Source organism: Burkholderia sp. MSMB0856, assembly GCF_001524645.2.
GTDB classification, from domain to species: domain Bacteria; phylum Pseudomonadota; class Gammaproteobacteria; order Burkholderiales; family Burkholderiaceae; genus Burkholderia; species Burkholderia diffusa.
Genome location: NZ_CP013427.1, coordinates 1,087,320 through 1,108,976 on the forward strand (window position 1 = coordinate 1,087,320; position 21,657 = coordinate 1,108,976).

Consider the following 21,657-nt stretch of genomic DNA (forward strand, 5'->3'; position numbering starts at 1 on the left):
CGCTTGGCCGGCCTTCCGGAAATGATGACGGCGCCGTTTCGCGGCGCCGCCTTGCATCACTGCGTTTCGTGCTCTTCGGGGGTGCGCACGTAGACGCGCAGCAGTTCCTCGTCGTCGCCCGGGCGAGCGCCGGTCCAGAACAGCTTCCATTCGCTGCCCGGCGCCGGATCGACTGCCCGCACGCCCTGGACGATCATCCACGTGCAGCGTGTCGTCTTCGCGTCGTCGATCGGCGTGTGCTGGATACCGGAGAAGTAGTACAACATCGGCGCTTCCGATTCGCCGAGCCCGTGCAGGCTCGCCATGCAGTCGCCGTCGCTCCATTCGAGCGCGAGATGCGCATTCAGGTCGTCGAACACCGACCGGTAACTCTTCGCGACGTCGAGCCAAGGCAGCAACAGCGTATACACGAGACCCCACGCGACCAGCGCGCCCGCGCCCCACGACAGCGCGCCGCGCCACAGGCCGGTCGTGCGCAGCTTCGGCAGCAGCCACAGCCAGCCGACCGTCAGCACGAGCGCGCCGATCACGAGCCCGGGCACGATCGGCATCGTCCAGTCGAGCGGCAGCCATCGGCCGAGCGGCGCGAGGTCCGCACGCGATGCGCCCGGATCGGCCATCACCGCCCAGATTCCCCACGCAAGCGCGACGACGGTGCCGAACAGCAGACGGCTCACGTAATCCCACGCGAGATGCAGCCCGCGCGGCAGGCGCTCGATCGCCTGCGCGGCAACCAGCGCGAGCGGCGCGAAGAACGGCAGGATGTAGAGCTGGCGCGAGGTCGCGGACACTTGCAGCACCGCGAGGCCAACCCCGGCGAACAGGACGGGCAGCGCGATGCGGGGCGTGCGCCAGTCGCGCCATGCGCCGCGCGCCAGCGCGACGATCGCGAGCGGCGCGACCGGGAAGCCGAGCAGCAGGAACGCACGCAGGATGAAGAACGGCTTGTCGTTTTCCGCGCCGAGTTCCGGCACCGAGAAACCGAAGAAGCGGCCGACGTTGTTGTCCCAGAACCAGGTCATGAACAGCGTCTCGGAACGCAGGAACAGCGCGGTCGGCCAGACGAGCGCGAACGGTGCGAACACCAGCGCGGCGACGCCGAGCGAGCGCGCGAACGCACGCGTACGGCACGCGGGGTAGAGCACCAGCGCGCCCGTGAGCGTGGCCGCGAACACGAGCGGCACGAACAGGCCCTTCGCCATCAGCGCGATGCCGACGCCCGCGCCGAAGATCGGCGCGGCCCAGCGGCCGGACGGCCGCACCGGCAGCCCGTGCCGCATCTGGCGCGCCCGCGCGACGTGCTGCATCACGAGCTCGAGCAGGCCGCAGAAGCCCATCGCGGTGCCCGCGAACAGCGCGACGTCGGTCATCATGTCGTGCACGTGCTTGACGACGACGAGCGTGCTCGCGCTCAGCACGACGGGGCCGATCACGCGCAGGTCGAGCCAACTGTCGGCCCGGCTGGCACTGCGCGCCGCGCGTGCGATGAAGCCGAACGCGAGCGCCGCGAACAGCGCGCTCGCGAGCCGTGCCGCGTCGTGCAGCGGCATCACCCGCTGCAACAGCCACGCGAGGCTCGTCGCGACCCACGCGTAGAGCGGCGGCTTTTCCATGAACGGCTGGCCCGCGTTGGTCGGCACGACGAAGTCGCCCGTCTCGAGCATGTGCTGAATGATGCCGAACGTATAGGTTTCGTCCTGCTTCCACGGATCGTGGCCGAGCACGCCCGGCAGCGTGTACGCGCAGACCAGCGCGGCAACCAGCAGCCAGACGCGCCAGCCGAGCTGGAGGACGCGATCGCGGGCGGTGTCCGTCGCGGCGGTGCCGGCCACGGCGGGCGTACTGGCGGCATGGAGTGTCGCGCTGAGGTCGGGATCGGTGGCTGATCGGGCGTGCGTGGCCGGAGCGGGCACGGACGTGCGTCGCCGGCCGGGCGCTGCGGTTCCTGGCATGGAAAAGATCTCGGTCGGGTCAAGCCGGTCCGGCGACATGGGCCGGACCCAATAAGGGTCGCATCAAAGCGAGATGACAGCCGGATGACCGGCTGTTTTTTGACTTGGCGCTAGTAGAGCACGGAACTGTTACGGATGTTTACTGAAATGGTCACGATATTGTGGAGATTTGTGGTGTCGTGACCACGGACCGCTTCAGCCGGTCCGTTTTTTCGCCTTTTGGGGCGCGATTACCGGCCGCCGCCGACGTCGAGCAGGGCGCCCGTCGTGTATGACGCCGTGTCGCCGAGCAGCCAGACGATCGCTTCCGCGATCTCCTGCGCCTCGCCCGCGCGCCCGAGCGGTGTCTGCGCGCCGAGGCGTGCCGCGCGGCCCGGCTGGCCGCCGCTCGCATGGATTTCGGTCTCGATCAGGCCGGGCCGCACCGCGTTGACGCGCACGCCGTGCGGGCCGAGTTCCTTCGCGAGGCCGATCGTCAGCGAATCGACCGCGCCCTTCGAGCCGGCATAGTCGACATACTCGTTCGGCGAACCGAGCCGCGATGCGATCGACGACACGTTGACGATCGCGCCGCCGCGCCCGCCGCGATCGGTGGACAGCCGGCGCGCAGCTTCGCGCGCGCACAGGTAAGTGCCGAGCACATTGGTATCGAACATCCGCCGCAGCCGGTCGACCGGCATGTCGGCGAGCGGCATCGACGGCGCGACGATCCCCGCATTGTTGACGAGCGCGTCGAGGCGACCGAACGCCGCCGCGACGGTGTCGAACATCGCGATGACGTCCGCTTCGTTCGCGACGTCGCCGGCGACGACGCACGCGCGTGCGCCGGCGTCGCGAACGGCTTGCGCGGTCAGTTCGGCTGCCGCCGCGTCGCGTGCGTAGTTGATGCCGACGTCCCAGCCGCGCTCGGCCGCGAGCACGGCGGTCGCGCGGCCGATGCCGCGGCTCGCGCCGGTGATGAGGACGGCCTTGCGCTCGGACGACGGTGCGGGCATCGCGTGCGGCTCCCGATAGACGTTACTTGGCCGCGTCCGGCGCCCACTTGTCGCGGACGGGCGGCTGGTAGCGGCGCAGCTGTTCGATCAGCGCGACCGGTTCGGCGTCGAGGCACAGCGCGTCGAAGTAGGTCGGGCGCATGAAGCCTTCGTCGACCGTGTGGCGCAGCAGCGCGATCAGCGGATCGTAGAACGAATCGATGTTGTACAACGCGACGGGCTTGCGGTGATAGCCGAGCTGCGCCCACGTATAAACCTCGAAGAATTCCTCGAGCGTGCCGGCGCCGCCGGGCATCGCGACGAACGCATCCGCGAGGTCGGCCATCATTTTCTTGCGATGGTGCATGTCGGGCACGACGTGCAGCTCGGACAGCCCGGTATGGCCGACTTCCTTGTCGACCAGCAACTCGGGGATCACACCGACCGCATGGCCGCCGGCCGCCATCACTTCATCGGCGATCACGCCCATCAGGCCGACGCGGCCGCCGCCGTAGACGAGCGTGAGGCCCGCATCGACGAGCGCACGGCCGAACGCGCGCGCGGCGTCCGCATAGACGGGCCGCACGCCGGACGACGAGCCGCAGTAAACACAGACTGCCTTCATTGTTTCGCATCCTTCGCGGCGGGCTTGGCGGCGACCGGGCTGCCGGCGGGGCGCGGCGAACCGTCGCGCGGCGGCAGGTAGTCGGTGAACTGGCGCTTGGGCAGCTTGCCGGAGACGAGATCGTCGAACAGCTGGCGCGAACGGCCGCGCAGGTACGGAGCCATGACCGAGATCACGTGCATGCTCACCTGGTGCAGCTCTTCGCGGATCGCGTCCTGGTCGTTGTATTTGCGCGGGTGCATCACGTACTGATACGACAGCCAGTACGTCGAGATCACGGCCATGTTGGTGGCGATGACTTCGATCTCGGCGGGCGTCGCGACCATTTCGGCGTCGGACACGAGCAGCTCGCACATGTCGTGCGCGAAGCGCACCTTGTGGCTGATGATCTGCTTGAAGTGCGTCTCGAGCGTGCGGTTGCGCGCGAGCAGGTCGTTGAGGTCGCGATACAGGAACCGGTAGGTCCACATGAAGTCGGCCATGTACTGCAGGTACGACCAGGTTTCGTCGATCGTCGGACGGTGATCTTCGGGAAAGCGCAGTCGCCGTTCGATCTGCTGCTCGAACTGCGCGAAGATGCTGTTGATGATGTCGTCCTTGTTGCGGAAATGGTAGTACAGGTTGCCTGGACTGATTTCCATTTCCTCGGCGATCGTCGTGGTCGTGACGTTCGGCTCGCCGATCTCGTTGAAGAGTTTCAACGACAACTCGAGAATCCGTTCGCGGGTGCGGCGGGGAGGTTTCGCTTCCATGTCGTCCGGCCCTGTGTGTGCCGGACTGGCGGGCGCTGCAATCGATGCTGCGAGATTCGTCCGGCGCGGGTTGCTGTTCTAAGTCTGGCGGACGATTATAAACCGCGGTTTCCTTACAACGGGCGCATTTCGTGATCGCGATGCGTTCGGCGCATGGTGCGGCGCCGCACGCGAGCGGTGCCGCGGGTGCTGTCAGAAGCCGAGCCAGCGTGCGATCACCGGGCCGAGCACGAAGCCCCATGTCGTCACGCACGCGAACAGCGCGACCGTGACCGCCGCGCTGCCGAGATCCTTCGCGCGCTTCGATAATTCGTGCCGCTCGAGCGAGATGCGATCGATCGCGGCCTCGACGCTCGAGTTCAGCAGCTCGACGATCAGCACGAGCAGCACCGACGCGATCAGCAGCGCGCGCGATGCGGCGGGGACCGGCGAGAACGCACCGATCGGCAGCATCAGCGCGGCGAGCGTGAGCTCCTGGCGAAACGCGCTCTCCTCGCGGATCGCGACGCGAAACCCGTTCAGCGAATGCTTGAGCGCGTACCACGCACGCGTGATGCCGCGGTGGCGCTTGTACGGATTCGGCGGCAGCGGCGCGAGCCGATCGTCGGGGCCGAGCGGTTCGTGCGTGTGCACGTCCGCGTCGGCGTGCGGCTCTTCTTCGTCGAACGGACGATGCGGTTGTGCCGTCGCGGCAGGGGGCGGGGTCTTGTCGTTCAGGTCTCGTTTCAAACGGCGGCACCTTCGGCGGGCGAGTACGCAGTCTTCGGCAGCGGTTTCAGATGCGACGCGAACTGCTCGGACGCCGCGCGCCACGAGAAGCGCTCGGCCCATGCGCGGGCAGTCTCGCGTTCGATCTTGAGCGCCTCGAGGCAGGCTTCCTGCAGGTCTTCGTGCATCGCGCCGGCATCGCCCCCGCCGAGCACGTCGATCGGGCCCGTGACCGGGTACGCGGCGACCGGCGTGCCACACGCGAGGGCCTCCAGCAGCACGAGGCCGAACGTGTCGGTGCGACTCGGGAACACGAACACGTCGGCCGCAGCATACACCTTGGCGAGCTCGGCTTGCGACAGGACGCCGAGATAGTTCGCTTCCGGATAGCGCGATTTCAGTTCGGCGAGCGCGGGACCTTCGCCCGCGACCCACTTCGAGCCGGGCAGGTCGAGGCGCAGGAACGCCTCGACGTTCTTCTCGATCGCGACGCGGCCGACGTACAGGAAGATCGGCCGCGCGGTATTGAGCACCTTCGACTCCATCGGCCGGAAGATGTCGAGGTCGACGCCGCGCGTCCACAGCACGACGTTCGTGAAGCCGAACTTCTCGAGGTCCTGCTTCACGACCGGGGTCGGCGCCATCACCGCGAGCGACGGCCCGTGGAACCAGTGCAGGAACTTGTAGGTCGCCGACAGCGGAATGCCGAAGCGCGCCTGCACGTATTCCGGAAAGCGCGTGTGATACGCGGTCGTGTACGGCAGCTTGCGCGCGCGCGCATAGCGTCGCGCGGCGAGGCCGAGCGGGCCTTCGGTCGCGATGTGCAGCGCATCGGGGGCGAACGCATCGATCCGGGCGCGCAGCTTGCGGTACGGCAGGATCGACAGGCGGATCTCGGGGTAGGTCGGGCAGGGCACCGTGCGGAATTCCAGCGGCGTCAGCATTTCGACCCGGTGGCCGAGCGCGGTGAGTTCGCGGGAGGTGCTCTTCAGCGTGCGCACGACGCCGTTGACCTGCGGCTCCCACGCGTCGGTGACGATCATGATCTTCATCGCGGCATGTGTCCTGTAAGTGGAGTTGTGTCAGGCGGTGGCCTTGGCCTTGCGCGACGGGGCTGCGGACGGCGCGGCGCGCATCGCCGTCCAGTAAATGATCTTCAGCTCGCCTTCCATCGTTTCGACGAGCGCGGACAGGCTCTCGACCCAGTCGCCGTCGTTGCAGTACAGCACGCCGTCGATGTCGCGGATCTCCGCCTTGTGGATGTGCCCGCACACGACGCCGTCGCAGCCGCGGCGACGCGCTTCGTCGGTCATCACGGTCTCGAACTGCGAGATGAAGTTCACCGCGTTCTTCACCTGATGCTTCAGGTACTGCGACAGCGACCAGTACTGGAAGCCCAGCCGGCTGCGGATCCGGTTGAACCAGCGGTTCAGCACGAGGATCAGCGTGTAGAGCGTGTCGCCGAGATACGCGAGCCATTTCGCGTGCTGGATCACGCCGTCGAACAGGTCGCCGTGGACGATCCACAGGCGCTTGCCAGCGAGCGTCGTGTGAAATGCCTCGCCGCGCACCTGGATGTCGCCGAATGCGAGGTCGCAGAACTGCCGCGCGCCTTCGTCGTGGTTGCCCGGGATGTAGACCACCTGCGTGCCCTTGCGCGCCTTGCGCAGGACCTTCTGCACGACGTCGTTGTGCGCCTGCGGCCAGTACCAGCCCTTCTTCAGCTGCCAGCCGTCGATGATGTCGCCGACGAGGTACAGGTATTCCGAATCGTTGTGGCGCAGGAAGTCGAGCAGGTACGGCGCCTGGCAGCCGCTCGAGCCGAGATGGATGTCGGACAGCCAGATCGTGCGGTAGCGATGGGTGGACGGCTCGGGGTCGTCGTGCTGCCTGGCGTGCGCGGCCGTCGGCTCATGCGACGAAAGGGCATCGGTTGCGGCCGAGCCGGACAGGAAGGCGGTGACGGCGCGGGCGCCGAGCGGTTGACGGAACAGGGAGGTCGCGGACGTTTTCTGGCCCATGCATGACTCGCGCCGGTTGACATTACCGGCATTGCGCCATGCGGGCGTGACCATGCCGTGACAGTCACGAGACGTTCTTATTACTGTCGTTCCGGCGTGTTTAGCAGTGAATGCGGCGGCGTTGCGTAATCTGCCGAACCGACCGTCCTGAGGCGATCGGGTAAGCCGTGAGCGGTGGCCGTGATCGCGCCTTCGAGGGGTTTCGTCTGATGGATGCGCCGACGCGCGGAATGGGGCGCGGGCGCGCGGACCGCGCGGCGCGTCACCACGTCAGCGCGTCAGCGCGGAATCGCGACGACGCGCGTGCGGGCGATGCGGTCGTGCGGGAACTGGCGATCGGCGTGCAGGCGGGCGGCGCCGGCCCATGCGACGATCCACACGGCCGCCAGCGCGAGCGTGACGGGCACCGACAGGCCGAGGAGCGGATGCAGCGCGAGCGGCGGCAGGAACCACAGCCACCCGAGCGCGTAGCGGACGAGCGCGTGGCCGGCGCTCAGCGGACGGCCGGTCGACGATTCGAGCCGCAGCCGCCAGGTCTTCATCGGCAGCGTCTGGCCGCCATGGGTCCAGAACCAGACGAAGTACGCGCCGACGACGAGCGCGATCCACGCGGCGAGGAGATTGTGATGAACGAGGCCGTTGCGCTGCTGCGTCGCGAGGCTGAATGCGAGGCCGGCGAAGAACACGATGCCGAACAGCAGCACGGCTTCGTACAGCATCGCGGCGAGGCGTCGCCGCACGGACGGCGCGGCGACGACGGCCGGGGCCTGGGGTGCGGGGGCGCTTGCCACGTCGGGTCAGGAACCCTTGAACATCGACGGCGCGTCGGCCGGCGAGACGGGCGTGACCGTCGCAGGCGCGGGTGCGGTGCCTGACGTGGATGATGCCGCAACGGGCGGCGTGCCGCCGCCGGACGTGGCGGGCGCCGATGCCGGCGCGGCGTTGCTCGCCGGATGCTCGTGCGAATTGACGAGGCGGCGCACATCGCGGTCGGCGACCGTCGGCGGCGCGCTGACGACGCTCGGCCGGCGACGGCGCTCGGTCGCGGCGAGGCGCTCCTTCTGTTCTTCGGGAAGTTGCTGGTAGGCCTTCCACGCACGCTCGCGCGCCTGCGCGGACAGCTCCTTCGCGCTCTGGTAATTCTCGCGCGCGACGCGGCGCTGCTCGGGCGTCATCCGCGCCCACTCGGACATCCTGTCCTGCAGGTGCTTCTGCTCATCGGGCGTCAATTTCGCGAAACGTGACGCGATCTTCAGCCATTTGCGCTTGCGTGCATCGCTGAAGCCGTCCCATTGATCGGCGAACGGCGCGAGTGCCGCGCGTTGCGCCGGTGTCAGGCGCGCCCACGACAGCGGGCCGTTGGCGGCCGGCAGCGGCAGGGGGAGCGGGGTGAGTTCGGTGGGCAGCCCGGCGGCGGCCGAGGTCGGCGCGGGCGCGCTGCTGGCCGCGGCGGAGACCGTCGCGGCGGGCGGGTTGAATCGAGAATAGGTGGCGACGTAGGAAACGGCGATCGCGATCACGCATCCGAAAAATACGGCCAGGCCCCGTTTCTGACTCACCCGAGCGATCCCCTCGTTATTCTCTGTTAGCGTGCGTGCGAAAGATACGCGTTGAACCCGTGATCGAGATACGCGTTGAGCGGCAGGTCGTCGCTGAGCATTGCCGCGTCGATGTCGGCGAGTTCGGCGGTGCGCTGCATGTCTTCCCAGTACGCGATGCCGACGAGCCCCGCGAGCAGCAGCGCGAGCGGCCAGGCGCGCAGCAGGCGGCGCGCGAACGACGTCTGCGGGCGACTCGCGGGCGGCGTGCCGTATGCGGCGGCGGCACCGGCGAAGGCGGGCACGAACACCGGCGCGGTCGCGGCTTCCGGCTTCTTGCGCGCGAGCGCGGCCCGGCGCGCGACGGCCAGACGGTCGGCGGTCGCGGCAGGCAGCGCCGCGGCACGTTCGTCCAGCGCGCGGCGGACCTTCAGCGCGAATTCGTGTTCTCGATTTACGGGAGCGGAGCTCATAGCGTGATTCCTTTGGCCTTGAGCGCTTGCGCCAGGGTGTGGGTGGCTCGCGAGCAGTGCGTCTTGACGCTGCCTTCGGAGCACCCCATTGCGGCGGCAGTCTCGGCGACATCCATATCTTCCCAATAACGCATCAGGAACGCTTCCCGTTGACGCGTTGGAAGTTTCTGGATTTCTTCGTCGATCAGGGCCAGAACCTGCTCCCGTTCGAGGCGGTGCTCGGTGCTCTCGACGCCCGCGTTGTCGTCCGCGGACTCGAGCGTTTCCAGCGGATCGAAGTCTTCGTCGTCCGTGTTGTTGAGCGACGAGAAGAGCGTCACCCAGGTATTGCGGACCTTCTGCCGGCGGAACCAGTCGTGGATCGCGTTCTGCAGGATCCGCTGGAACAGCAGCGGCAGCTCGGCCGCCGGCCGGTCGCCGTACTTCTCCGCCAGCTTGATCATCGCGTCCTGCACGATGTCGAGCGACGCATCGTCGTCGCGCACGGCGTACGCAGCCTGCTTGAACGCGCGCCTTTCGACGCCCGCCAGAAAGTCGGCGAGTTCCTTGTCTGATGCCATTCCGTAAAGGTATGCGCTGCGGACTGCGGCGTGTGAAAGGTCGAAAAATTTCGTAAAACCCGCGGATGCTAACAAATTTTCGCGCGACTTGGCACCGTTGACGGCTCGGTACGTTGCGCGCGAGCAGCGTCCGCGGGCCGCCGGGCGGGGCGCATGATGCGCTGCGGGATATTTTGCTTGACGACCCAATCATGACCCGCTATCGTCAACGATTCGCAACATGAAGTGATGGTCTCATTTGAGGCTGGCCCAAGAAGCCCGCCCTTCAAACTGGACGCGCCGCTTGAACCCGAGCCACAAGCCCGGCAGAGAGCACCCGATCAATTTTTTGCCGAAAATTCGAAAGGTCAAAATGAACATGCCCAGCGCGGAATTCTCCACGTCGGAACCCCTTTCCCCTCCCGATAGCGACTCCATCGGCGCCACCGTGCTCATGAAGGCACTGGCCGACGAGAACGTCGAATTCATCTGGGGCTATCCCGGCGGCTCGGTACTCTATATCTACGACGAGCTTTACAAGCAGGACAAGATTCAGCACGTGCTGGTGCGCCACGAACAGGCGGCCGTGCACGCAGCCGATGCGTATGCGCGTTCCACCGGCAACGTCGGCGTCTGTCTCGTGACGTCCGGCCCCGGTGTCACCAATGCGGTGACCGGCATTGCAACGGCCTACATGGATTCGATCCCGATGGTCGTGATCAGCGGCCAGGTGCCGACTGCCGCGATCGGCCAGGACGCGTTCCAGGAATGCGATACCGTCGGCATCACGCGTCCGTGCGTGAAGCACAACTTCCTCGTGAAGGACGTGCGCGACCTCGCGGAAACCGTCAAGAAGGCGTTCTACATCGCCCGCACCGGCCGTCCGGGCCCGGTGCTGATCGACATCCCGAAGGACATCTCGAAGACGCCGTGCCAGTACGAGCCGGTCAAGAGCGTGTCGCTGCGCTCGTACAACCCCGTCACGAAGGGCCATTCGGGCCAGATCCGCAAGGCCGTGTCGCTGCTGCTGTCGGCGAAGCGTCCCTATATTTATACGGGCGGCGGCATCATCCTCGCCGACGCCGCGCGCGAACTGAACCAGTTCGCCGACCTGCTCGGCTACCCGGTCACGAACACGCTGATGGGCCTCGGCGGCTATCGCGCGTCGGACAAGAAATTCCTCGGCATGCTCGGCATGCACGGCACGTACGAAGCGAACATGGCGATGCAGCACTGCGACGTGCTGATCGCGATCGGTGCCCGCTTCGACGACCGCGTGATCGGCGACCCGGCGCACTTCGCGTCGCGTCCGCGCAAGATCATCCACATCGACATCGACCCGTCGTCGATCTCGAAGCGCGTGAAGGTCGACATCCCGATCGTCGGCGACGTGAAGGAAGTGCTGAAGGAGCTGATCGAGCAACTGCAGACGGCGGAGCACGGCCCCGACACCGAGGCGCTCGTGCAATGGTGGAAGGACATCGAGGGCTGGCGTTCGAAGGACTGCCTGAAGTTCGACCGCGACAGCGAGATCATCAAGCCGCAGTACGTGGTCGAGAAGGCATGGGAGCTGACGGACGGCAATGCGTTCGTGTGCTCGGACGTCGGCCAGCACCAGATGTGGGCCGCGCAGTTCTACCGTTTCAACAAGCCGCGTCGCTGGATCAACTCCGGCGGCCTCGGCACGATGGGCTTCGGCCTGCCGGCAGCGATGGGCGTCAAGATGGCGCACCCGGACGACGACGTGCTGTGCATCACGGGCGAAGGCTCGATCCAGATGTGCATCCAGGAACTGTCGACCTGCCTGCAGTACGACACGCCCGTGAAGATCATTTCGCTGAACAACCGCTATCTCGGCATGGTCCGCCAGTGGCAGCAGATCGAATACAGCAAGCGCTATTCGCATTCGTACATGGATGCGCTGCCCGATTTCGTGAAGCTCGCCGAAGCGTACGGCCATGTCGGCATGCGGATCGAAAAGACCTCGGATGTGGAGCCGGCGCTGAAGGAAGCGCTGCGCCTGAAGGACCGCACCGTGTTTCTCGACTTCCAGACCGATCCGACCGAAAACGTCTGGCCGATGGTACAGGCCGGCAAGGGCATCACCGAGATGCTGCTCGGATCGGAAGATCTGTAACGGCGCGACGCGCGCCGGGGCCGGAGCGGCCGCCTTCACGAAGGGCGGTGCGGCACCGGTCGGCGCGCAGCGCGAGTGAATCGACACGGACACATTCTGGAAGAAGCGAACATGAGACACATCATTTCCGTCCTGCTGGAAAACGAACCGGGCGCGCTGTCGCGCGTGGTCGGTCTGTTTTCCGCACGCGGCTACAACATCGAAACCTTGACGGTGGCGCCGACCGAAGACCAATCGCTGTCGCGGCTGACCATCGTTTCCATTGGCTCGGACGACGTGATCGAACAGATCACGAAGCATCTGAACCGCCTGATCGAGGTGGTGAAAGTGGTGGACCTGACCGACGGTGCACACATCGAACGCGAGCTGATGCTGATCAAGGTACGTGCAGTGGGCAAGGAGCGCGAAGAAATGAAGCGGATGTCGGATATTTTCCGCGGCCGCATCATCGACGTGACCGAAAAGACCTACACGATCGAATTGACGGGCGCGAGCGACAAGCTCGACGCATTCATCCAGGGGCTGGACGCGACCGCGATCCTAGAGACCGTGCGTACCGGCAGCTCCGGCATCGGACGCGGCGAGCGCATCCTGAAGGTGTGATGCCGGACAGGCACGCCGGGTGCGCCGTCATGTCCCGGCCCGCAGTACTCCATCTGAACGAATTGTTGAATTTTTGAATTGGCGAAGGAACCATCATGAACGTTTTCTACGATAAAGACGCTGACCTCTCCCTCATCAAGGGCAAGCAAGTCACGATCATCGGCTACGGCTCGCAAGGCCATGCGCACGCACTGAACCTGAAGGACAGCGGCGTGAACGTGACGGTCGGCCTTCGCAAGGGCGGCGCGTCGTGGAGCAAGGCCGAAAACGCAGGCCTGTCGGTCAAGGAAGTCGCGGAAGCGGTGAAGGGCGCGGACGTCGTCATGATGCTGCTGCCGGACGAGCAGATCGCCGACGTGTACGCGAAGGAAGTGCACGCGAACATCAAGCAGGGCGCCGCGCTGGCATTCGCACACGGCTTCAACGTCCACTACGGCCAGGTGATCCCGCGCGCCGACCTCGACGTGATCATGATCGCGCCGAAGGCTCCGGGCCACACCGTGCGCGGCACGTACTCGCAAGGTGGCGGCGTGCCGCACCTGATCGCGGTTGCGCAGAACAAGTCGGGCGCGGCACGCGACATCGCGCTGTCGTACGCGGCAGCGAACGGCGGCGGCCGTGCCGGCATCATCGAGACGAACTTCCGTGAAGAAACCGAAACCGACCTGTTCGGCGAGCAGGCCGTGCTGTGCGGCGGTACCGTCGAGCTGATCAAGGCAGGTTTCGAAACGCTGGTCGAAGCCGGCTACGCGCCGGAAATGGCGTACTTCGAGTGCCTGCACGAGCTGAAGCTGATCGTCGACCTGATCTACGAAGGCGGCATCGCGAACATGAACTACTCGATCTCGAACAACGCCGAATACGGCGAGTACGTGACCGGCCCGCGCGTCGTCACGGAAGAGACGAAGAAGGCGATGAAGCAGTGCCTGACCGACATCCAGACGGGCGAATACGCGAAGAGCTTCATTCTCGAGAACAAGGCAGGTGCGCCGACGCTGCAGTCGCGCCGCCGCCTGACGGCCGAGCACCAGATCGAGCAGGTCGGCTCGAAGCTGCGCGCGATGATGCCGTGGATCGCGAAGAACAAGCTCGTCGACCAGACGAAGAACTAAGCACCGCGTGCTGTTCCGGCCCTTCGAGTGGAGGGTCGGTATCAAAAAGCCGTCCGAAGGCAGCAGTGCCCCGGGCGGCTTTTGCTATCCTACGGGCTTTGCAATTCACCGAACACCGAACGAACCCATGAACTATCCTCATCCGATCATCGCGCGCGAAGGCTGGCCGTTCATCGCGATTGCAGCCGTCATCGCGTTGTTGATCCACGCCGTCGGGGGCTTCGGCTTCGCATGGCCGTTCTGGCTGCTGCTCGTCTTCGTCGTCCAGTTCTTCCGCGATCCGCAGCGCCCGATCCCGGCGCAGCCGAACGCGGTGCTGTGCCCGGCGGACGGCCGCATCGTCGCGGTCGAGACCACCCAGGATCCGTACGCGAATCGCGAAGCGCTGAAGATCAGCGTGTTCATGAATGTCTTCAACGTCCATTCGCAGCGTTCGCCGGTCGACGGCGCGGTCACCAAGGTCGAATACTTCCCCGGCGCGTTCCTGAACGCGGCGATCGACAAGGCGTCGACCGAGAACGAGCGCAATGCGGTCGTGATCCAGACGGCGAGCGGCAAAACCGTCACCGCCGTGCAGATCGCCGGCCTCGTCGCCCGCCGGATCCTCTGCTACGTGCGTGCCGGCGAGCCGCTGTCGCGCGGTCAGCGCTACGGGTTCATCCGCTTCGGTTCGCGCGTCGACGTGTACCTGCCGCTCGGCAGCCGCGCGAAGGTGTCGATCGGCGAGAAGGTCTACGCGTCGTCGACGATCCTCGCCGAGCTCGAACAGTAAGCGGCGGGACGCACGATGGCCGCATTCAAACCGCGTCGTCCGCGCAACGGCTCCGGCCAGGCGCCACGCCCGTTCCGCCGCAACAAGGTGATGGCGCAGGACCCGGCGCCCATCGAGAGCCGCCGCGCCGCGCGCCAGCGGTTCCTGAAGACGCGCGGCATCTACCTGCTGCCGAACGCGTTCACGACCGCCGCGCTGTTCTGCGGCTTCTTCGCGGTCGTGCAGGCGATGAACGTGCGCTTCGAGATCGCCGCGATCGCGATCTTCGTCGCGATGGTGCTCGACGGGATGGACGGGCGCGTCGCGCGGATGACGCATACGCAAAGCGCGTTCGGCGAACAGTTCGACAGCCTGTCTGACATGGTGTCGTTCGGCGTCGCGCCCGCGCTCGTGATGTACGAGTGGGTGCTGAAGGATCTCGGCCGCTGGGGCTGGCTCGCCGCGTTCGTCTACTGTTCGGGCGCCGCGCTGCGTCTCGCGCGCTTCAACACGAACATCGGCGTCGTCGACAAGCGCTTCTTCCAGGGGCTGCCGAGCCCGGCCGCGGCCGCGCTGATCGCCGGTTTCGTCTGGCTCGCGACCGACAACCGCGTGCCGATGAAGCTCGGCTGGCTGCCGTGGGTCGCGTTCGCACTGACGATCTACGCAGGCGTGACGATGGTGTCGAACGCGCCGTTCTACAGCGGTAAGGCGCTGGACGTGCGGCACCGCGTGCCGTTCGCGGCGATCCTGCTGGTCGTCGTCGCGTTCGTGCTCGTGTCGTCCGATCCGCCGTTGATGCTGTTCTGCCTGTTCGTGCTGTACGGGCTGTCCGGCTACGTGTTTTGGGCCTACATGGCCGTGCGCGGACGCGCGAACCCCGCGCGCTCGTCGCAGCGCGATCACTGACGCGCAACCTGCCCGACGACGGCGGCCTCGGATGTGATTCCGGGCCGCCGTTTTCATTTGCCCCTTTTTCGCACGGCGCGGCCCGGCATCCCGGGTGCCGTCCGATTGCGCACCCAGCGGAATGCCGCTATAGTCTTCGGCATGACTGCATTTTCCCGCCTCTCCCTCCTTCTAGCCGGTGCGCCGCTACGCGCGCTAGCTTTGGCGCGCCTGCCGCGCTGACCGTTCTCGCCCTCCGTCAAGCCTCGTCTGTTGTTGAGCGTCGCCAGCGGTGGCGCGATCTCATTACGTTTGATTCCCGTATAAAGAGCCCTGGAGCCCCCATGACAGACAAGCTGATCATTTTCGATACGACGTTGCGTGACGGTGAACAATCGCCTGGCGCGTCGATGACGAAGGAAGAGAAAGTCCGCATCGCGAAGCATCTCGAGCGGATGAAGGTCGACGTGATCGAGGCCGGCTTCGCGGCCAGCTCGAACGGCGACTTCGACGCGATCCACACGATCGCCGGCCTGGTGAAGGACAGCACGATCTGCTCGCTGGCGCGCGCCAACGACAAGGACATCCAGCGTGCGGCCGACGCACTGAAGCCGGCCAACAGCTCGCGGATCCACACGTTCATCGCGACGTCGCCGCTGCACATGGAGAAGAAGCTGCGGATGACGCCGGACCAGGTGTTCGAGCAGGCGCGCCTCGCGGTGCGCTTCGCGCGCAAGTTCACCGACAACGTCGAATTCTCGCCGGAAGACGGCAGCCGTTCGGATCTCGACTTCCTGTGCCGCGTGCTGGAGGCCGTGATCGCCGAGGGGGCGACGACGATCAACATCGCCGACACGGTCGGCTACGGCGTGCCGGAGCTCTACGGCAACCTCGTGAAGACGCTGCGCGAACGCATTCCGAACTCGGACAAGGCGATTTTCTCCGTGCACTGCCACAACGACCTCGGGATGGCGGTGGCGAACTCGCTCGCCGGCGTGAAGATCGGCGGTGCGCGGCAGGTCGAGTGCACGATCAACGGGCTCGGCGAGCGCGCGGGCAACACGTCGCTCGAGGAAATCGTGATGGCCGTGAAGACCCGCAAGGACTACTTCGGCCTCGACGTCGGCATCGACACGACGCAGATCGTGCCGACGTCGAAGCTCGTGTCGCAGATCACCGGTTTCGTCGTGCAGCCGAACAAGGCCGTCGTCGGCGCGAACGCATTCGCGCACGCGTCGGGTATCCACCAGGACGGCGTGCTGAAGGCGCGCGACACCTACGAGATCATGCGCGCGGAAGACGTGGGCTGGACCGCGAACAAGATCGTGCTCGGCAAGCTGTCGGGCCGCAACGCGTTCAAGCAGCGCCTGCAGGAACTCGGCGTGTCGCTCGACAGCGAAGCCGAACTGAACGCCGCGTTCATGCGCTTCAAGGACCTCGCCGATCGCAAGGCCGAGATCTTCGACGAAGACATCATCGCGATCGTCTCTGAAGAATCGGCGCTCGCGCATGAGCAGGAGCACTTCAAGTTCGTGTCGCTGTCGCAGCGTTCGGAGACGGGCGAGCAGCCGCAAGCGAAGATCGTGTTCGCCGTCGAAGGCAAGGAAGTGACCGGCGAGGCGCGCGGCAACGGGCCGGTCGACGCGACGTTCAACGCGATCGAGGGCGAAGTCGGCAGCGGTTCCGAACTGCTGCTGTATTCGGTGAACGCGATCACGACCGGCACGCAGGCGCAGGGCGAAGTGACCGTCCGGCTGTCGAAGAGCGGGCGGATCGTCAACGGCGTCGGCACCGATCCGGACATCGTCGCGGCGTCCGCGAAGGCGTACATTTCGGCGCTGAACAAGCTGCATTCGAAGGACGACAAGGTCAACCCGCAGCGCTCGTAAGTGCTGCGCGTCGAGCGCTCGACGCACACGAAACGCCCCGTGCGGCCTTTACGCCGCCCGGGGCGTTTTTTTATGCGCGGCTCATTCGGCTGCCGGCGCGCGGAACAGCCAGCGGCGGGCGGCCGCGCGAGGCGCCGGGCTGCGGCGGCGGAATTCGACTGCGATCCCGCGCCGCGGCGCATCGGCGACGAACGCGTCGAGCAGTTCGAGCACGTCATGGTCGATGTAGTCGGCGCGCGTTGCGTCGATGATCACGGCCGCGCGGTCGGGAATGTGCTGCAGATGATGCTTGACCTGCACCTTGCCGAGGAACGACACGTCCTTGCGGAACGACAGCAGGAAGTGGTCGTCGTGCTGCGCGAGCGTGACGGGGCTTTTCAGGTTCGCGACCGCGACCGCCAGCACGCTGCACGCGAGGCCGACGGCGATGCCGAACAGCAGATCGACCGCCAGCACGCCCGCGATCGTCGCGGCGAACGGCACGAACGCGGCCGGACCCTGCTTCAGCACCGAGCGGAACAGCGCCGGTTTCGCGAGCTTGAAGCCGGTGTGGATCAGGATCGCCGCGAGGCTCGCGAGCGGGATCAGGTTGATCAGCCCGGTGAGCGCGAACACGCTGGCAAGCAGCAGGATTCCGTGCACGATCGCCGACATCCGGCTTTGCGCACCCGCGTTCACGTTCACCGAACTGCGCACGATCACCGACGTGATCGGCAGCCCGCCGAACGCACCCGCGACGAGATTGCCGACGCCCTGGGCTTTCAACTCGCGGTCGGGCTGCGTCGGGCGGCGCTTCGGGTCGATCTGTTCGACCGCCTCGAGGCTCAGCAGCGTCTCGAGGCTCGCGACGACCGCAAGCGTGATCGCGACGCGCCACACGTCCGGATTGACGAGCTGCGCGAAGTTCGGGCCGAGCTCGGCGTGCTTCAACGATGCCGCGAGCGCCGCGAACGATTCGAGTTCCGGCAGCGTGACGCGATGCGCGGCGCCCGGCGCGACCGACGGCGCAACGACGCCGAGCACCAGCGTCGCGCCGATGCCGAACACGACGACCGCGAGCGGAGCGGGCACCGAGCGCATCCGGCCGAAGCGCTTGAACGCCGGTGTGTCCCAGGCGATCAGCAGCGCGAGCGAGACAAGTGCGATGGCCGTTGCGGCCCAGGCGGTCGGCAGGCTCGGCCATGACGCAAACGATTGCGCGGCCGGCCCGCCGATGCCGAATGCGAACGGAATCTGCTTCACGATCAGCAGCAGGCCGATCGCCGCGAGCATGCCCTTGATGACGGGCGACGGCACGTACGCGGCGAAGCGGCCGGCGCGGAGCATGCCGAAGCCGAACTGCAGCACGCCGGACAACAGCACCGCGAGCAGGAACGCGGAAAAGCTGCCGAGTTGCGCGATCCCTTCGACGACGATCACGACGAGGCCGGCGGCCGGTCCGCTGACCGACAGCGACGAGCCGCTCAACAGCGCGACGACGATGCCGCCGACGATGCCGGACACGAGTCCGGCGAACGGCTCGACGCCGGACGCATTGGCGATGCCGAGACACAACGGCAGCGCGACGAGGAAAACGACGATGCCGGCGACGATGTCGCGCGGCAGGGTGGAGAGGCGCTCGTTCAGTTTCATGGTTGGGGTGATTTCATTGGCGTAGGGGGAGGCGGATCAGCCGAGCGCGGCGGCCATGGCGGCATGCTCCGGTTCGGCTTTGGCCGGTGGTGCCGTGTAGCCGGAGTCGAGTTCCTTCAGGCGGCCGTCCGTGAGCGAAAAGATCCAGCCGTGAACGAGGGGTGGCCGCTGCCGGCCGTGCACGATCGGCGAAGCGCGCAGCAGCCGCACTTGTTCGAGGACGTTGAGCTCGGCCAGGCGGTCGGCCGCCGCCGTGTCGTCGAGACCGTCGAGCGAGTCGCGATGGCGCCGTGCGAGCGCGCACAGCGGCGCGATGCGGCGCGCGACGTGCGGCAGGTCGGCGGGCGGCGGCAGCAGCGACGCGCGCACGCCGCCGCATCCGTAGTGGCCGCACACGATCACGTGGTCGACTTCGAGCACACGCACGGCGTACTCGAGCACGCTCGCCGAATTGTCGTCGTCGGGATGGAACAGGTTCGCGATGTTGCGATGGACGAACAGCTCGCCGGGCACGCAGTGCGTGATGGTTTCGGCGGGCACCCGGCTGTCGGCGCAGCCGATCCACAGCACCCGAGGGTTCTGGCCGCGCGCGAGCGCATCGAAGAAGCCGGGCGTGTGTTCGTGCGTCTCGCGGGCCCAGGCGATGTTGGCAACCAGCATGCTCTTGGGGCGATTCATGAGGACTCCTTTGTGATAAGGACAAACAGATACCGGACGAAGTGGAGCAATATGATGCTTTCTAAATTGAAAGGTTCAATTTCGTCCGATATTAGGGGTATGCCCTAACGTCTGGTGCCAATGATACAAATTGTTTCAACTGGATCTGGCGAGGTGCATCGAATGCACCAATCCAACGCATGACATGTATTGTGCATGCCTGTTTCCCGTTGGCGCCCATGGCACGGGGCTTCGCATAATGCGATCGGCACAGGTTCGATCGGAAAGGATTGCCGCGTCGAATTGGAAATTAATCGAATATGACGGAAAAAATGAAATGGCCACTCACGCAATAATTCGTGAATGGCAATTGTGAAAATTGCGCGTAAATGCGCAATCGATCCGATCAGAACAGGTTGCGACGGTCGGGGTCGTGCAGCGGGTCCGGCGTTTTTTGCGTGGTGCGCAGAATGCCTTGCGGGTCGAAGTAGAAGCTGTACATCATGTACCAGACATTGTCTTCGAGATAGCGGTAGGTCCACACCTCGCGCTTCATCAGCGGGAAGTAGGACGTCTCGACCGGACGGCCGAAATTGACGAGCACGTCGGTCTTGGTCCACTTGCCGATTTCCGCGCGATAGAACTCGCTCGGCTGCAGCACCTGGCGGACGTTGACGATCCGATGGGTTGCGTCGACGTCGGCCGCGACGGTGATTTCGCCCATCGGCTGGGTCGGCCACATCAGACGCTTGCCGCCGCCGGGCAGGTCGTAGATCTCGCGCGGCGGGCCCATGCGCGCAACGATCGCCGACTCGTCCTGGCCGGCCTGGTATTGCTGCCACGGCTGCGCACAACCGGCAAGCAGCGCCGCCGCGCAGGCGACCAGCGCCGGCAGGCGCACGGTAAGGCGAATGGGCATGGGATTCTCCAAGGCTTTCTAACTGTTCAGTTGTATCACGGACGGCGTGTGCCGGCGCATCATGCCGAAAAAATCGGTGCGGATCGCGGGAAATGCGTCGTCGGGGCGTCGCTTCGCGCCGCGCTTGCGGCTGGCAGTGCCTGCGGCCTATGATCCGCGCTTCTCGGACAGATTGAAGGGCAGGGAGCCGATGCAGCTGTGGAAACGATGCGCGCTCGCATTGAGCGCGGGGTGGACGCTGGCGTCGTGCGCGTTCGCGGCAGGCGAGCCGGTGCGGATCGCGCTGATAGAAGGAATGTCGGGCCCGTTCGCGAACGCGGGCGCGGCGGTCGAGCGCAACCTCCGCTTCGGCGTCGAACAGGTCAATGCGGCGGGCGGCGTGAAGCTGCGCGATGGCGCGCACCCGCTCGAACTCGTCGTGCTCGACAGCAAGGGCAGCCCGGAGGAGGCGCTCGTGCAGTTGCGCGCGGCGGCGGACCGGCACATCGGCTTCGTCGCGCAGGGCAACAGCTCGGCAGTCGCTGCCGCGCTCGTCGCGGCGCTCGACAAGCTGAACACGCGCAATCCGGACAGCCGGATGCTGTTCCTCAACTATTCGGCCGACGATCCGGCGCTGACCGGTGCGCGCTGCAGCTTCTGGCATTTCCGCTTCGACGCGCACGCGGGGATGCGGATGGCCGCGCTGGCCGACGTGATGGCGCGCGACCGCGCGCTGCGCAAGGTCTACCTGCTGAACCAGGACTACAGCTTCGGTCACGACGTCAGCGGTCTGGCGCGGCAAGCGTTGGCCGAGCGGCGTCCCGACGTGACGATTGCCGGCGACGAATTCCATCCGATCGGTCGCATCAAGGATTTCTCGCCTTATATCGCGAAGATCCGGGCGAGCGGTGCGGACGCCGTCGTAACCGGCAACTGGGGCAACGACCTCACGCTGCTCGTGAAGGCGGCACGCGAGCAGGGGCTGAACGCGAAGTTCTATACGTTCTACGGCAACAGCCTCGGCGCGCCTGCCGCGCTGGGCGATGCGGGCGTCGGGCGGGTGGTGGCCGTCGCGGACTGGCATCCGAACGTAGGCGGCGCGAAGTCGGACGCGTTTTACCGCGCGTTCCGGACCCGCTTTCCCGCCGCTCAGGACGATTACCCGGTGCGGCGCATGAGCCTGATGATCGAGATGCTCGCGGCGGCGATGACTCGGGCCGGCTCGACCGACCCGGTGGCGGTGGCACGTGCGCTGGAGGGGCTGTCGTTCGACGACAGCTTCCACGCGTCGACGATGCGCGCGCAGGATCATCAGTTGATCCAGCCCCTTTACGTGATGGAAATGGACAAGGCCGGCACGCCGGGCGTGCGCTTCGACAACGAGGGCTCGGGGTATGGCTTCCGTACGATCCTCGCAGTGCCTGCGCAGCGCACCCAGACGCCGTCGACCTGCTCGATGACGCGCCCGTGACAGGGGGCGGTAGGAACGGCGTGCAGTTGTGCTACAA

General features: G+C 66.2%; 21 protein-coding genes. 7 read left to right on the plus strand and 14 right to left on the minus strand.

Features of this window, described 5'->3' with window-relative positions; all coding sequences use genetic code 11:
- Positions 1–56: 56 nt before the first annotated feature.
- The 11 genes from WS87_RS06155 to WS87_RS06205 form a co-directional block, all read right to left on the minus strand.
- Positions 57–1,952 (minus strand): ArnT family glycosyltransferase, encoded by a 1,896-nt coding sequence (locus WS87_RS06155; RefSeq protein ID WP_059820678.1) that lies wholly within the window; start codon positions 1,950–1,952, stop codon positions 57–59.
- Positions 1,953–2,182: 230 nt separating this feature from the next.
- On the minus strand, positions 2,183–2,947 hold the full coding sequence (locus WS87_RS06160; RefSeq protein ID WP_059820654.1) for an SDR family oxidoreductase: 765 nt from the start codon (positions 2,945–2,947) through the stop codon (positions 2,183–2,185).
- A 22-nt stretch (positions 2,948–2,969) separates the two neighbouring features.
- A complete protein-coding gene (locus WS87_RS06165) occupies positions 2,970–3,551 on the minus strand; it encodes a TIGR00730 family Rossman fold protein (RefSeq protein ID WP_059533245.1) in 582 nt (193 codons plus the stop codon).
- Positions 3,548–4,303, minus strand: a complete 756-nt coding sequence (locus WS87_RS06170; protein ID WP_059820655.1) for a TetR/AcrR family transcriptional regulator — start codon at positions 4,301–4,303, stop codon at positions 3,548–3,550. Before WS87_RS06170 ends, WS87_RS06165 begins: the two co-directional genes overlap by 4 nt.
- A gap of 192 nt (positions 4,304–4,495) precedes the next feature.
- Positions 4,496–5,032: a diacylglycerol kinase gene (locus WS87_RS06175; protein WP_059533240.1), complete on the minus strand. Its 537-nt coding sequence runs from the start codon at positions 5,030–5,032 to the stop codon at positions 4,496–4,498.
- The gene (locus WS87_RS06180) at positions 5,029–6,063 is read right to left on the minus strand and encodes a glycosyltransferase family 4 protein (protein WP_059533238.1); all 1,035 of its coding nucleotides are present in this window, start codon (positions 6,061–6,063) and stop codon (positions 5,029–5,031) included. Before WS87_RS06180 ends, WS87_RS06175 begins: the two co-directional genes overlap by 4 nt.
- Before the next feature lie 30 nt (positions 6,064–6,093).
- Complete coding sequence (locus WS87_RS06185; RefSeq protein ID WP_059533236.1) at positions 6,094–7,032, minus strand: UDP-2,3-diacylglucosamine diphosphatase; 939 nt, start codon at positions 7,030–7,032, stop codon at positions 6,094–6,096.
- A gap of 278 nt (positions 7,033–7,310) precedes the next feature.
- Entirely contained in the window at positions 7,311–7,751 is a 441-nt protein-coding gene (locus WS87_RS06190; protein WP_442861407.1) for an RDD family protein, read from the minus strand.
- A gap of 78 nt (positions 7,752–7,829) precedes the next feature.
- Positions 7,830–8,591, minus strand: a complete 762-nt coding sequence (locus WS87_RS06195) for a DUF3106 domain-containing protein (protein WP_059820657.1) — start codon at positions 8,589–8,591, stop codon at positions 7,830–7,832.
- 26 nt (positions 8,592–8,617) lie between these two features.
- Positions 8,618–9,043: a DUF3619 family protein gene (locus WS87_RS06200; protein ID WP_059533231.1), complete on the minus strand. Its 426-nt coding sequence runs from the start codon at positions 9,041–9,043 to the stop codon at positions 8,618–8,620.
- Positions 9,040–9,603, minus strand: coding sequence for an RNA polymerase sigma factor (locus tag WS87_RS06205; RefSeq protein WP_059468121.1), 564 nt, complete (start codon positions 9,601–9,603; stop codon positions 9,040–9,042). Before WS87_RS06205 ends, WS87_RS06200 begins: the two co-directional genes overlap by 4 nt.
- Before the next feature lie 352 nt (positions 9,604–9,955).
- Here WS87_RS06205 and WS87_RS06210 point away from each other — a divergent pair, with 352 nt between their 5' ends.
- The 6 genes from WS87_RS06210 to WS87_RS06240 all read left to right on the plus strand — a co-directional run bounded on the left by WS87_RS06210 (position 9,956) and on the right by WS87_RS06240 (position 16,962).
- Entirely contained in the window at positions 9,956–11,719 is a 1,764-nt protein-coding gene (locus tag WS87_RS06210; RefSeq protein WP_059820658.1) for an acetolactate synthase 3 catalytic subunit, read from the plus strand.
- 111 nt (positions 11,720–11,830) lie between these two features.
- Positions 11,831–12,322 carry an acetolactate synthase small subunit gene (gene ilvN, locus WS87_RS06215; protein WP_034207977.1) on the plus strand — a complete coding sequence of 164 codons (492 nt, stop codon included), beginning with the start codon at positions 11,831–11,833 and terminating at the stop codon, positions 12,320–12,322.
- Between the two features lie 95 nt (positions 12,323–12,417).
- Positions 12,418–13,434, plus strand: coding sequence for a ketol-acid reductoisomerase (ilvC, locus tag WS87_RS06220; RefSeq protein WP_059533228.1), 1,017 nt, complete (start codon positions 12,418–12,420; stop codon positions 13,432–13,434).
- A 127-nt stretch (positions 13,435–13,561) separates the two neighbouring features.
- Entirely contained in the window at positions 13,562–14,206 is a 645-nt protein-coding gene (locus tag WS87_RS06225; RefSeq protein WP_059468119.1) for a phosphatidylserine decarboxylase, read from the plus strand.
- Between the two features lie 15 nt (positions 14,207–14,221).
- Entirely contained in the window at positions 14,222–15,094 is an 873-nt protein-coding gene (gene pssA / locus WS87_RS06230; protein WP_059533226.1) for a CDP-diacylglycerol--serine O-phosphatidyltransferase, read from the plus strand.
- A gap of 323 nt (positions 15,095–15,417) precedes the next feature.
- A complete protein-coding gene (locus WS87_RS06240) occupies positions 15,418–16,962 on the plus strand; it encodes a 2-isopropylmalate synthase (protein WP_059820659.1) in 1,545 nt (514 codons plus the stop codon).
- 81 nt (positions 16,963–17,043) lie between these two features.
- On the opposite strand, the gene WS87_RS06245 is transcribed toward WS87_RS06240, so the two are convergent.
- The 3 genes from WS87_RS06245 to WS87_RS06255 all read right to left on the minus strand — a co-directional run bounded on the left by WS87_RS06245 (position 17,044) and on the right by WS87_RS06255 (position 20,170).
- On the minus strand, positions 17,044–18,594 hold the full coding sequence (locus tag WS87_RS06245) for a SulP family inorganic anion transporter (RefSeq protein ID WP_059820660.1): 1,551 nt from the start codon (positions 18,592–18,594) through the stop codon (positions 17,044–17,046).
- A gap of 36 nt (positions 18,595–18,630) precedes the next feature.
- Positions 18,631–19,272 (minus strand): carbonic anhydrase, encoded by a 642-nt coding sequence (locus WS87_RS06250; protein WP_059820661.1) that lies wholly within the window; start codon positions 19,270–19,272, stop codon positions 18,631–18,633.
- Between the two features lie 385 nt (positions 19,273–19,657).
- Positions 19,658–20,170 carry a hypothetical protein gene (locus WS87_RS06255; RefSeq protein WP_059820662.1) on the minus strand — a complete coding sequence of 171 codons (513 nt, stop codon included), beginning with the start codon at positions 20,168–20,170 and terminating at the stop codon, positions 19,658–19,660.
- 190 nt (positions 20,171–20,360) lie between these two features.
- Here WS87_RS06255 and WS87_RS06260 point away from each other — a divergent pair, with 190 nt between their 5' ends.
- Complete coding sequence (locus tag WS87_RS06260; RefSeq protein WP_059820679.1) at positions 20,361–21,620, plus strand: branched-chain amino acid ABC transporter substrate-binding protein; 1,260 nt, start codon at positions 20,361–20,363, stop codon at positions 21,618–21,620.
- Positions 21,621–21,657: the final 37 nt, after the last annotated feature.